Source organism: Fervidicoccus sp. (assembly GCF_049967375.1).
Lineage (GTDB): Archaea > Thermoproteota > Thermoprotei_A > Sulfolobales > Fervidicoccaceae > Fervidicoccus > Fervidicoccus fontis.
This window is the reverse complement of record NZ_JBMFSV010000029.1, coordinates 1-11,113: the sequence shown is the minus strand read 5'-3', so window position 1 is coordinate 11,113 and position 11,113 is coordinate 1. Positions and strand designations below refer to the sequence as shown.

The 11,113-nt window shown below is 32.6% G+C and carries 15 protein-coding genes and 1 tRNA gene; 7 read left to right on the top strand and 9 right to left on the bottom strand.

Features of this window, described 5'->3' with window-relative positions; all coding sequences use genetic code 11:
- The first annotated feature begins 54 nt into the window (after positions 1-54).
- Complete coding sequence (locus ACP5SL_RS05565; protein ID WP_428228311.1) at positions 55-1,407, top strand: MATE family efflux transporter; 1,353 nt, start codon at positions 55-57, stop codon at positions 1,405-1,407.
- Between the two features lie 5 nt (positions 1,408-1,412).
- Here ACP5SL_RS05565 and ACP5SL_RS05560 read toward each other — a convergent pair whose 3' ends face one another.
- The 3 genes from ACP5SL_RS05560 to ACP5SL_RS05550 all read right to left on the bottom strand — a co-directional run bounded on the left by ACP5SL_RS05560 (position 1,413) and on the right by ACP5SL_RS05550 (position 2,836).
- Positions 1,413-1,589, bottom strand: coding sequence for a DUF5679 domain-containing protein (locus tag ACP5SL_RS05560; RefSeq protein WP_014557489.1), 177 nt, complete (start codon positions 1,587-1,589; stop codon positions 1,413-1,415).
- A gap of 376 nt (positions 1,590-1,965) precedes the next feature.
- A complete protein-coding gene (locus tag ACP5SL_RS05555; protein ID WP_014557490.1) occupies positions 1,966-2,364 on the bottom strand; it encodes an ArsR family transcriptional regulator in 399 nt (132 codons plus the stop codon).
- 398 nt (positions 2,365-2,762) lie between these two features.
- Positions 2,763-2,836 (bottom strand) — tRNA-Ala (locus tag ACP5SL_RS05550).
- 119 nt (positions 2,837-2,955) lie between these two features.
- Between ACP5SL_RS05550 and hsp20 the strand changes: the two genes are divergently transcribed.
- Positions 2,956-3,468 carry an archaeal heat shock protein Hsp20 gene (gene hsp20, locus ACP5SL_RS05545; RefSeq protein ID WP_014557491.1) on the top strand — a complete coding sequence of 171 codons (513 nt, stop codon included), beginning with the start codon at positions 2,956-2,958 and terminating at the stop codon, positions 3,466-3,468.
- Between the two features lie 4 nt (positions 3,469-3,472).
- Here hsp20 and ACP5SL_RS05540 read toward each other — a convergent pair whose 3' ends face one another.
- Positions 3,473-3,853 carry a ribbon-helix-helix domain-containing protein gene (locus ACP5SL_RS05540; protein ID WP_193804101.1) on the bottom strand — a complete coding sequence of 127 codons (381 nt, stop codon included), beginning with the start codon at positions 3,851-3,853 and terminating at the stop codon, positions 3,473-3,475.
- A 171-nt stretch (positions 3,854-4,024) separates the two neighbouring features.
- Here ACP5SL_RS05540 and ACP5SL_RS05535 point away from each other — a divergent pair, with 171 nt between their 5' ends.
- Positions 4,025-4,540, top strand: a complete 516-nt coding sequence (locus ACP5SL_RS05535; protein ID WP_428228310.1) for a ZPR1 zinc finger domain-containing protein — start codon at positions 4,025-4,027, stop codon at positions 4,538-4,540.
- Between the two features lie 3 nt (positions 4,541-4,543).
- On the opposite strand, the gene ACP5SL_RS05530 is transcribed toward ACP5SL_RS05535, so the two are convergent.
- Positions 4,544-5,272 carry an ABC transporter ATP-binding protein gene (locus ACP5SL_RS05530; RefSeq protein WP_014557494.1) on the bottom strand — a complete coding sequence of 243 codons (729 nt, stop codon included), beginning with the start codon at positions 5,270-5,272 and terminating at the stop codon, positions 4,544-4,546.
- A 16-nt stretch (positions 5,273-5,288) separates the two neighbouring features.
- Positions 5,289-5,642: a methionine--tRNA ligase subunit beta gene (gene metG / locus ACP5SL_RS05525; RefSeq protein WP_193804097.1), complete on the bottom strand. Its 354-nt coding sequence runs from the start codon at positions 5,640-5,642 to the stop codon at positions 5,289-5,291.
- Positions 5,643-5,926: 284 nt separating this feature from the next.
- Here metG and ACP5SL_RS05520 point away from each other — a divergent pair, with 284 nt between their 5' ends.
- Positions 5,927-6,433: a transcription elongation factor NusA gene (locus ACP5SL_RS05520; RefSeq protein WP_193804095.1), complete on the top strand. Its 507-nt coding sequence runs from the start codon at positions 5,927-5,929 to the stop codon at positions 6,431-6,433.
- A gap of 38 nt (positions 6,434-6,471) precedes the next feature.
- Here the strand turns inward: ACP5SL_RS05520 and ACP5SL_RS05515 are convergent, their stop codons facing one another.
- The 3 genes from ACP5SL_RS05515 to pth2 form a co-directional block, all read right to left on the bottom strand.
- A complete protein-coding gene (locus ACP5SL_RS05515) occupies positions 6,472-7,662 on the bottom strand; it encodes an APC family permease (RefSeq protein WP_428228309.1) in 1,191 nt (396 codons plus the stop codon).
- 9 nt (positions 7,663-7,671) lie between these two features.
- Positions 7,672-7,815 carry a hypothetical protein gene (locus tag ACP5SL_RS05510; RefSeq protein WP_428228308.1) on the bottom strand — a complete coding sequence of 48 codons (144 nt, stop codon included), beginning with the start codon at positions 7,813-7,815 and terminating at the stop codon, positions 7,672-7,674.
- A 507-nt stretch (positions 7,816-8,322) separates the two neighbouring features.
- Positions 8,323-8,688 carry a peptidyl-tRNA hydrolase Pth2 gene (gene pth2 / locus ACP5SL_RS05505; RefSeq protein ID WP_428228307.1) on the bottom strand — a complete coding sequence of 122 codons (366 nt, stop codon included), beginning with the start codon at positions 8,686-8,688 and terminating at the stop codon, positions 8,323-8,325.
- A gap of 230 nt (positions 8,689-8,918) precedes the next feature.
- On the opposite strand from pth2, the gene ACP5SL_RS05500 reads away from it, so the two are divergent.
- The 3 genes from ACP5SL_RS05500 to ACP5SL_RS05490 form a co-directional block, all read left to right on the top strand.
- Positions 8,919-9,131, top strand: coding sequence for a zinc finger domain-containing protein (locus ACP5SL_RS05500; RefSeq protein ID WP_148683822.1), 213 nt, complete (start codon positions 8,919-8,921; stop codon positions 9,129-9,131).
- Positions 9,132-9,146: 15 nt separating this feature from the next.
- Positions 9,147-9,425 carry an elongation factor 1-beta gene (locus ACP5SL_RS05495; protein ID WP_014557499.1) on the top strand — a complete coding sequence of 93 codons (279 nt, stop codon included), beginning with the start codon at positions 9,147-9,149 and terminating at the stop codon, positions 9,423-9,425.
- A gap of 234 nt (positions 9,426-9,659) precedes the next feature.
- Positions 9,660-11,113 (top strand): AAA family ATPase (locus tag ACP5SL_RS05490; protein WP_428228306.1); only part of this gene is annotated, 1,454 nt, incomplete at its 3' end.

Below are 11,113 nucleotides of genomic sequence, written 5' to 3'. Positions count from 1 at the left end.
AAAAATAACATTAAAAAAATACTTGTTTATGTCTAATTTGAAAAAGGTATTACTATGAAAACCATAGACAAAGAAGAAATTTTTTCGGAAAATATTGGAAGTACTTTAATAAAACTTTCAATTCCGCTAATAGTATCGGATTTAGTACAAGTTATATATAACTTTGTTGACACTTTTTGGCTAAGTAGATTAGGTACTGAAGCTCTTAGCGCTCCAGTAGTTTCATGGCCTCCAGTATACTTTTTAATTTCCTTCGGTGCAGGATTGTTATCAAGTGGCATCGCAACAATTTCTCAAGATTATGGAAAAGGAGATTATGAAAGCGCAAGAGAATATTCTGGGGTTCTCTTTCTCTTTACATTAGTTTTTTCACTAATTGTATCAGTTATTCCTGCTATCTTTTCTTATTATATTCTAAAAATTATGAACATTCCGGAAGACTTGATTCCATTTGCTAACATTTATTTGAGAACAATTCTTCTTGCAACGCCATTTGCATATATAGGCATTACATTTACTACGATAACATCTGCTTTAGGAGATGTAGGACTAACAATGAAAATCAATTTGCTTTCTGTTGTTATAAATGTTATTTTAGACCCATTCATGATATTTGGAATTTATCCTTTTCCAAAAATGGGTGTGTTTGGATCAGCATTAGCAACTCTTGTTTCTGAAGTTGTCGTTGCGATTTATTCTATATTCATGCTTTTCTATAAATATAAAAAACTGAATATTGGAGTAAAGGATTTGAAGTTCGATATGAAATGGTTAAAAGAAATCTTCAGAATTGGGGTGCCGCTAGGCATCCATAGATCTTCTAATTCTTTAGCCCAAACTTTTTCAATATCTTTACTTTCTTTTTATGGAGCGGATGTAATAGCTGCGTATGGTATTACCACACGAATTATAGATTTTGTTCAATCAATAACAACTGGTTATGCTAGGGCGACTGCCATTATGGTTGGCGCTAACCTTGGGAGAAAGTTCATAGACAGGAGCAAAGAAGTAGTGAAAAAATCTCTTCTCGATCTCTCTTTGATTTTGGTTTTCATAGGAGTTATTTTAGTTTTATTTAGAGATCAGCTCATAGGTATTTTTACCCAGGATCCATCTGTGTTTAAATATGCTGTTGATTACTTATTTATTTCTTCGATAACGTTACCATTTTATGGATGGTTCTTTATTAGTTACGGTGTAGCAAATGGATCTGGAAATACTTATTTCTTTGGATTATTATCTGTATTGAGAATGTGGGTTTTTAGAATTCTTCCCATGTTTATATGTATTTATATATTAACCTTTAATGTAATTTATATATGGCTTGTAATAGCAGTAAGCAATATAATAAGCGGTATTACGGGACTAATGTGGGTTAACAAAAAAACATGGATTGTTATAAAATAAAAAAATCATTTCTTCTTTTGGAGCTTTTCTATTTCTTTTTTGCTTAAAAGTCTATATACAGTAATTCCAGTTTCTGGACTTTTTCCTTTGATTGCAAGCCTCCCGTTCTTAAGCGTAACAACTTCGACATTAGTAAGTTTTACTTTTTTCTTAGCTTTAACATCAAATGCTTCATATTCCATTTCATATCACTTCTTTTTAATATTTTTATATTTTTATTTTTTTAAACTTTTCTCTCTTTTTTTGTAATATAAAAAAATGATAGGCCAATATTTCTCACCTTTTTAATATAAATGACAAAAAGCTTTGTATTTATTTTTAGCTTACTATTCTTTAATCGTGGAAAATATAGGATGGAGGTCCAGCTTTGATTATTAAAGGAGATTTTTTTTGATTAGTGAAAGATCATCCCAAATCTCAAGCTGATGAATCTTTATACTTTCAAGGTTAATTATCTAGTTATAAAAAAGATGCAGGTCTTAAACTGTGAGACAATATATAATAAGTTAGATATTATTTCCAATAGATTATCAAAACCCTTTGCTAAGTGAAAAATTATCAATATAACTTAAGTTCTTTGCTTTCTAATATCTTACCTATAAAATCCCTGATAATTTTTGCACATTTGTCCATATCTTTTCTGAGCTTACTTTCAATTATCTCCTTTGATGAATAGTAGGTGTATTTAGGTCTCCCGACCCCATAATTTTCAATCTCTCTATTTCTTACGACAAAGCCCAAATTAAGTAAATTTGTTAGACTTCTACTTATGGTAGCCTTACTTAGCTTAAGATCATTACTTAGCTCTTCAATAGTCGTTTTTTTATCAATAATTTTAAATAAAATCATAAGGTCAGTTTCAGAAAAATCATAGCAAAATTTTACAAGCTCATACAGCGTTAATTCTTTTCCGCTCGGAAGTTTTATTTCCTCTTCCTTTAATTCATCACTCGTCATAATCACCTTGAAATAAAATATCTAGTATATTTTTTATTATTTTTATTATTTTTATTTTTTGTTGCATTTATTATTATTATTTCTATCTATTATTTATAACTTATTCTATGGAGGAGTTTTAGATTACAAAAATGTTTTTAGAGCTTCGATATCGATATAATTTTAATTTGAAGTTCTTTTTTATTCTTTATTAATATGTTTTTATAATGAAAAATTATATAAAAATAGATGTATTTTTTGTTAGGGTAAAAAGCTTATAAGAAAGTTTTGCAAATCTTTTTTTGTCTTAATGGTAGGTATTTAAATCTTGAAGGGCATAATGATGGTTAGTCTGTGAACAAAAAAGTTTGCCATTCTAAAAGTCCAAAAAATGTCAATTCAAAATAAAGATTTTAGAATGGACCGGCCGGGATTTGAACCCGGGGCCTCTCGGATGCCAACCGAGCGCTCTTCCAGGCTGAGCTACCGGCCCGTCATGAAAAATATATAAAGTTTAGAAGCATTAAAAAATTTTCCTTTATATTTAACATGAAAAAATCAAACATTAAAAAATATTAGATTTGACTTTTATTTTATATAATAGGTGAAATTATGTCTTATAAGAAAAAAAGGACAAGTCCATTTGACTTGATTGACGATTTCTTCAAGGAAATCGAAGACATGTTCGAAGAAGAATTCGAAAGGATGGAAAAACTATCGAAAGATTTTACGAAGTCACCGCTTGTATACGGATTTAGGATGACAATTGGTCCAGACGGGGTTCCACATATAGAGGAATTTGGGAACGTTAAGAGGGTCGGAATGAAACCAAAAATTTCAGAAGAAAGAGAGCCTTTAGTTGATATATTTGAATCTGGCAATTTACTTACAATAGTTGCTGAACTTCCAGGTGTAGAGAAAGATAAAATCGATGTAAAAGTAGTGGATAGTAAATTAATAATAAGAGCGAGTAATGGAGATAGAAAATATTACAAGGAAATTGAATTGCCAAAGCCAGTTAAACCGGAAACAGCAAAAGCGCAGTATAAAAATGGAGTTTTAGAAGTGAAAATTGAGCTGAAGGAACGGGAAAAGGAGGAAGGTCATAAGATAAAAGTCGAATGATAGTTTATTCAGCTGTAAGGTTCATAAGATAGTTAAAAAGGTCTCTTAGAAAATCACTTCTAGTATAATAACCTTTTTTCTCAACAATTTTATCTAATTTTTCTAATAGTGAATTATCAATTTTAAAAGTGACAGTATATTTGCACTTAAAAGGGAGAAGACCATTATTTTTAAAATTATATTTATCCGTATTCATTACAACGTCCTCTATTATATTCCTTAAATAATCACTTCTTGAAGAAAAGCCGTTCTCCTTCCAGGCGCTCTCGATCCATTTCTTTAAATTTTCATCTACTCTGAAGGAAACTATTTTGACAGAGTTTATAATTAGCTCAAATCTTGATGATTCTTTTTTATCTGCAATGAATATTATGTCGCTTGGCATCTGAGATCCCTAATTCAAAAATAAATCAAAAAAGAAAAAAAATATTGACATTTTTTTAGTTAGGCATGCTTATAAATCCTTTTTATCAATATATTATAGAAACTTCCTATTGATGCTAGCGTGTTTATTGATGTTTTTTACTGTTATTTAAACTGTAATACGGTGTATATAATGAGCGACAAAAAAATTATAAATGAATATTTAATGGACTGTCCGATTTGTAAAGCAAAGAACTCTCTAGTTATAAGGGAAATCATTTACGATATGCCACAATATGGAATGTCATTGATTGTAGGAGCTAAATGTGAAAAATGCGGATATAGATTTTCATATATAATTCCATATGAAATTGGAAAAAAGAGGGTCATAGAATTAAAAATAGAAAATGAGAGAGATCTCAATATAATTATGTTTATCGGTGAAAATACCGATATTGAAATTCCTGAAATAAAAACCGAAATATTGTCTTCAGAATTAGACGAAGGTTTTGTGACAACAGTCGAAGGTTTATTAGTAAGAATAAGAGAACAGGTCAAAACAATCTGTACAGACGAAGATAATTGTAAAAATTATTTAATGCAAATAGATAGGTTACTTCACTTAAATGAAGCATTTACAATAAAATTACATGATAATTACGGGAGGACAAGAATATATTCGGAAAAAATCAAAGTAAATTATGAATAGTAATTATCTTTTTGAATTTAAAATGCATTTATTCTGATCTGTTTCACCTGAACCTACAATCTCTCCATTTTTTATGTAATAAATTTTTTGCGCACAATTTCCAACTTCAATATCATGAGTAACCAAGATTATAGTTTCACCCGCCTTGTTTAGTTCTTTAAGTGTTTCCATAACTATTCTTCCTGAGTCTCTATCTAGATTACCCGTCGGCTCATCTGCTAAAATCAGTTTTGGTTTTCCTACTAGGGCTCTTGCAATTGCGACCCTCTGTTGCTGTCCACCAGAGAGCTGGTTAGGCTTTTTCTTTAGCCAGCCCAAATCTCCGCCAGCTCTTAGAAGGGCTTCACGAACAAGCTTTTCTCTTTCCTCTTTGCTTATATCTCTTATAAGAAGAGGCAGTTCTATATTTTCATATACCGTTAATCTTTGAATTAAATTAAATTGCTGAAAAACGAACCCAATTTTCCTATTTCTTATTTTTGCTATTTCGCTATCCTTTAATTTTGCTACATCTATTCCATCTATATATACTTTTCCAGCATTAGGTCTATCAAGCAGGCCAATTATATTCATCAAAGTGCTCTTGCCAGAGCCTGAGGGGCCCATTATAGAAATAAACTCTCCGCTTCTGACTGTAAGGTTGATTCCCTTTAAAATATGATATTCTATTTCTCCTGTTTTGTATATCTTATGAATGTTTTCTAATCTAACGATATTTTTTTGGCTTTCCACTCAATTTTAACCTCATTCAGCATACTTTAGTTCCAGGAGAAACGTCTTTTTCAGGTAGCAATAAAACTGGCAATTGGTTGCTCTCACATCCAATAGCTAAGATCATGCCTTCACTCACATACCCCAAAAATTTTTTTGGTTTTAAATTAGTTAGAACGGGAACCTTTTTTCCCACAAGCTCTTCAGGTTTATATGATTCAGCGATTCCAGAGATTATTTGTCTTTCACCGATAGATGGACCAAGATCAATAATCAGCCTCAAAAGCTTATGACTCCCTGGAATTTTTTCAGCAAATTTTATTAGCCCTATTCTTATGTCTAATCTAGAAAACTCTTCATATGAAATTTCGTTAGTATTTTGTTTAGACATTTTTCCACCTTATTGAGACTTTTTAAATTTATTTACTCTTATATAAATTTTTTACAATTAAAATTGTTTCACATTATAGCAAATAATACATTCTCATTTTCATGCTAAGAAAAGCTTAAAAACGAAATTAAAATTAATCTTTTTCTCTAAAACTTAATACTCAAGATCATATTTATAAGAGGTTTTAACATAAAAATTAACATGCATGTGTGCTAAGTATAAACAAGGTTATTATAGCATTTGGTAACTCGCTATAATGCTAATGAGGAGGTGCTGTAGAAATAGTGAAAATTCCTCTCGATTATATTTGTGTCAAGACAGGAGTTTTGTGTCCGCGATGCCAGAGGCTAGTAGATAGTGGAAAAGTCGATAAAAAAGAAATTCCTGTAATGAAAGCACTGATTGAACTAGAAGAAGAGAAAGAATTCAAATTTTTAAAAGATCTTAATTATATAAGAACCATTTGGAGCGAAGATCTTTGCGTTATAGTCGTAAAATCCGATACGCAAAGTCAATATCAGCTCAAGAAAGTTGCTAAGGCGTTGAGTGAAAAGTTGAATGTAAGGGTTCAAATAGTGGAAGATACAAGAGATCTCAAAAAATTAGCTTCAGAGCTTTTAAGCCCGGTTAGAATAGTAGGTGTTAATACGATATGGCTTCCAGATGGAACTACAGAATATGTTATAAGGATAAGTAAATATGATGCGAGAGCACTTCCCACTAAAGTTGAGGTTTTAGAAGATGTGTTTCATAAGCTTTTTAAATCTCCTGCAAAAATAAAGATGGAATAAAAATAAAAAATATATTAATTATTTAAAAAGTTCAGCGTTTACTTTTTCTCTCTTCTTTTCATAATATCAGGTATCGCTAGTAACACTAGCATCACAACTTCTGAAGCGGCTCCAAGTATTATGTCATGCCATCCAAAGAGTATTCCATATGCCCAACAGTACATAAGGCTAAGCACACCAATAATAAAGAATCCAATTATCAGCCACCATGGAGCCTTCCAAGCTGCTTTCTCGTGCCACTCCTTTGTTGCTCTGATCTTCAAGTTTGCTACGCTTAATAGAAATATTGTTAACATGTATGGAACTTGGAACATAGCGACAAGTATAGCGTATATCGGAGTATATAACAACATTGCTATGTTTATGATATAAGTGAAAATCAGGCCAATTATTGGAACTCCATATTTGTTTGTTTTTGCAAAGATCTTTGGGATGTCTCCCTCAACAGCCATTTGATAAAGGACTCTAGATCCTCCTATCATAGCAACATTCGCATTTGTTAGTGTTCCGCTTATTAATGCAGTCCACATTAATGCTAAACCGACACCGCCTAATACAATTCTTGAATATTCAAATAATGGCGCTTCCCCTGTCCCTAGATCGCTTCCTAGAACTCCAATGCCGGTTATCGTTATGAGGCTTACAAATAGTAATGGAATCAAAGTAGAGGCAAGCCCTGCTCTTGGGACGTTTTTCTCAGGATCCTTTATTTCAGGCACTATTGATGCAAATATATCTGTAGCATATGTGCTCCAAGTCGAATATAAGGATGCTGCTAAAAATAGCATGAACATTCCGTAGAGCGAATTTGCGGATGCACCCGGTATTTCACTGCTAGCTACCCAAAATGGATGAAAGTTTGATAAGTTAACATATGGTATTGCAACTAAACCAACAAAAATTGTAGGTACAATTCTCAATAATGTCATAATAACTTCAGCTAATCCAGCAAATTTTATTCCGAAGTAATTAATTATGAAAAACACCGTCACCGTTACGCCAGTAAATATCGTTTGATACGTAGTATTAGTAGGCCATATATACCATCCGGTAATTAATGTACCTATAGTTGCTGCTGTTCCCCAGCTTACATATAATCCCCAAGCAGTTAGCCCTCCAAGATATTTTCCTAAAGCGATACGAACGGGAGCATACTCAGAGCCGGCCTTGTCAGGCCATATCGTAAAGTCGTATGCAAGGGTCATTGCTAGAAATCCGCCGAAAATCATCGTAACGAACTATACAAAAGATGCTGCCGGGCCTGCAATTCTATAAGTTATAGGGTAATTTCCAAAAAGACCATTCGACCCCAACGTTCCCAATACTAGTGAAGCTGACACAAACCATCCAACCTGCCTTTTTAGACCATGAGAGTCTGCCATTCATAACACACCTTTTATTTTATTAAAAGATTTACTTATTTTTAATTTTCGCATAATATTTAAATTTTTCTTCACATTCTAAAAAATTTCTATAACAATTAGATTTATAAGATAAAGTTTTTTAAATTATGTAAAAAGAAAATTAAGAAGAAATAAAATTTCAAAAAAACGAATTTTTTAAAAAGAATCTTTTGAATATAAACCATTAAAATGTTTTTTATTATAGAAAATTATTACTTGTCAGACTTTAATAATATAATTTTTATATAATCTATTTAAAATCAATTTTTTTATTCGTATTTCATAAATTTTACTCTTACAACTTCTTAATTAAATGCATAGGATATATTCGCGAATTTTTTCTTTGAAATAAAAATTTGAGATAAACAAATTAAAATATTGAAGTTTTTAGTAAAAAATAATTTTTGTTCCTCAGCTTTCTACTAAAAAAGAAAGCAACTATCTACCTTACGCTATTTAATGAAAGGGGACTAATATAAAAAGGCTTCAATACAAATCAAGCATACCAGTTATTTTGTCAACGAGTTCTTCTGGTGCTGGTCCTATGCCTACAGCAGTAATAGTACCTTCTGGTACCTGGGTTAAACCTGCATCTTTAATAAGTGAAGCGGGAAGACCTAAGCTTTTTGCATTATTGTAATATACTAATAATTCATCTAAAGAACTTACTTTTAAGACAACTTTTTTTTGTCCTTCTTTTATCCATTCTTCAAGCCATTTTTTCCATTCATTTCTATTGCTATTTAAAATTTGCAATACGCATTCAACGCTGGCATGTGCAACTTGAGCAGCCAATTTACCTGCACTAAGTCTCAAGTCTTTTCTGGCAACTATAACTTGCTTACATTGCATAATAACTTCACTTAAAGCAATGCGAAGAATTTTTAAATATAAAATTTGTTTAGGTTTTTAGCCTTTTTTAGGTTTATGCTTACACCCTCATCTTTTTACCATAGAGACCATTTGTTAGGATAGGGGAGGTTTACTTGAGTTTAACACATAGTACTATTGCGGAAAATTTAAAATTTATTAACGATTTGAAAATTAATAGTAAAAAAATGAAAATGTTAGATGTGATAAGTATGCAATCAAGCAATGTTGCATCAAAATTAAGCGTACATAACACCGTAAAAACAAGAACTTGCACCAGTTGTGGAAAGACAGTTTCTCCTGAAGAAAAGCCAACAATTTTCCTGTGCCCGAACTGTGGACAAGTTGAAATAGTAAGATGCAGTAAATGCAAGAAGCAAGGTGTAAAATATAAATGCCCGGTTTGTGGTTTTGAAGGACCGTAAAAGGGATGAGAAGAAATGGCAAGAGTACTTGTAAGCTTAAAAATTTATCCAAAAGATGCTGAAGCTAAAAGAGAGGAGGTTGCTGACAAAATCAGAAAGGCTTTACCGCAGGATTATATCATAATTAAGGCATCTGAAGAGCCAATAGCATTTGGCTATACGGCATTAAAATTATATTTGACTTTTCCTGAGGAGACAGAAGGTGGAACAGAAAAACTGGAGGAAATATTAAGAGGTATCGAAGATATAGATGATTTTGAAATCGAAAGCGTTTCAAGATTAAGTAGTTTCTAAACCTATTTATTTCTGACTTTAAATAATTCTCAATAAAATCTTTTATAAATATCGCGGCTGTAGTAAAAACCAAAGATTTCACATGCGAAAATACAATTTAGCAACTTCTTAGAAAAATGTTTATTATATCTTTTGCAGTACTTTTATTTTGTAGTTAAAGATGTTTTATAAAACATATTGTCGCTATATTTTTAATCGTTTCTTCACTTATTAAAAATTTAGAAGTGTTGTAATATGAGTACTACTAATGAAAAAAAGGAGCTTTTATTAAGAGTCGCAGAAGCTAAGCAAAAAGATGTTGGGAGAGGAAAGGTAAGAATAGACCTGGAGATGTTGAAGGAAATTGGAGTAGAACCTGGAGATGTCGTTGAAATTGAAGGAAGAAGAAAAACAGCCGCTATTGCCTGGCCAAACTATACTGAAGATCAAGGTCAGGATATAATAAGAATGGATGGATTGGTTAGGAAGAACGCAGGTGTGAGCATTGGGGATAAAGTAATCGTGAGAAAAGCACAGACGAAGCCAGCTACATACGTAAAGCTTGCCCCAAATAACTATAACATCGAGGTTGAAAACAGCTTTGTAAATTACATAAAGAGGAGGCTAACTGATACTCCTGTGGTAGAAGGAGATACAGTACTCATTCCAGTATTGGGTCAGCCAATTCCATTTTCAGTGATACAAACCAAGCCTATCGGGATAGTCATAATAACTAATGAAACTAACTTAATAGTTTTAGATAAGCCGGTAGATACGGGGAAAATGCCTAGAGTTACATATGAAGATATTGGAGGACTTAAACCGATTGTTGAAAGAATCAGGGAGCTTGTTGAGCTACCGCTTAAATACCCGGAGGTTTTCAAAAGATTAGGAATCGAACCTCCCAAAGGAGTACTACTTTATGGAGCACCAGGAACTGGTAAGACCCTTTTAGCTAAAGCTGTTGCAAACGAGACCCAGGCATACTTTGTTGCGATAAACGGCCCTGAAATTATGAGTAAGTTCTACGGAGAAAGCGAACAAAGGTTGAGAGAAATATTTGAGGAAGCCAAGAAGCACACACCAGCTATTATATTCATAGATGAAATAGATGCAATTGCCCCTAAGAGAGACGAAGTAATTGGTGAAGTTGAAAGGAGGGTAGTAGCTCAGTTGCTAGCACTGATGGACGGACTCGAAACTAGAGGAGATGTTATTGTAATTGCAGCAACGAATAGACCTAACGCCATTGACCCAGCATTAAGAAGACCGGGAAGATTTGATAGAGAAATTGAAATACCTCTGCCAGATAGACAAGGAAGGCTCGAAATACTTCAAATTCATACGAGAAATATGCCCTTAGCGGAAGATGTAGATTTAGAAAAGATAGCTAGTATTACTCACGGATATACGGGGGCTGATCTTGCAGCCCTTTCAAGAGAGGCAGCGATGCATGCATTGAGAAGGTACTTACCGAAAATAGATTTAAACAGTGAAAGAATTCCAGAAGAAGTACTTAATAGCATGGTAGTTACTATGCAGGACTTTATGGAAGCATATAAGGAGATTATTCCAAGCGGATTAAGAGAAATATATATTGAGGTTCCAAATGTTAAGTGGAGCGATATAGGTGGGCTTGAAGAGGCAAAACAGCAGCTGAGAGAGGCAGTTGAGTGGCCTCTCAAGTACCCTGAGTCATTTAAGAAGAT

Excerpts from the sequence above, each read along its gene's own strand:
- ACP5SL_RS05500 (WP_148683822.1), top strand. The coding sequence starts at position 8,919 with ATGCAATCAAGCAATGTTGCATCAAAATTAAGCGTACATAACACCGTA.
- ACP5SL_RS05510 (WP_428228308.1), bottom strand. The coding sequence starts at position 7,815 with ATGGCAGACTCTCATGGTCTAAAAAGGCAGGTTGGATGGTTTGTGTCA.
- pth2 (WP_428228307.1), bottom strand. The coding sequence starts at position 8,688 with ATGCAATGTAAGCAAGTTATAGTTGCCAGAAAAGACTTGAGACTTAGT.
- ACP5SL_RS05560 (WP_014557489.1), bottom strand. The coding sequence starts at position 1,589 with ATGGAATATGAAGCATTTGATGTTAAAGCTAAGAAAAAAGTAAAACTT.
- ACP5SL_RS05565 (WP_428228311.1), top strand. The coding sequence starts at position 55 with ATGAAAACCATAGACAAAGAAGAAATTTTTTCGGAAAATATTGGAAGT.
- ACP5SL_RS05515 (WP_428228309.1), bottom strand. The coding sequence starts at position 7,662 with ATGATTTTCGGCGGATTTCTAGCAATGACCCTTGCATACGACTTTACG.
- ACP5SL_RS05495 (WP_014557499.1), top strand. The coding sequence starts at position 9,147 with ATGGCAAGAGTACTTGTAAGCTTAAAAATTTATCCAAAAGATGCTGAA.
- hsp20 (WP_014557491.1), top strand. The coding sequence starts at position 2,956 with ATGTCTTATAAGAAAAAAAGGACAAGTCCATTTGACTTGATTGACGAT.
- ACP5SL_RS05555 (WP_014557490.1), bottom strand. The coding sequence starts at position 2,364 with ATGACGAGTGATGAATTAAAGGAAGAGGAAATAAAACTTCCGAGCGGA.
- ACP5SL_RS05540 (WP_193804101.1), bottom strand. The coding sequence starts at position 3,853 with ATGCCAAGCGACATAATATTCATTGCAGATAAAAAAGAATCATCAAGA.
- metG (WP_193804097.1), bottom strand. The coding sequence starts at position 5,642 with ATGTCTAAACAAAATACTAACGAAATTTCATATGAAGAGTTTTCTAGA.
- ACP5SL_RS05535 (WP_428228310.1), top strand. The coding sequence starts at position 4,025 with ATGAGCGACAAAAAAATTATAAATGAATATTTAATGGACTGTCCGATT.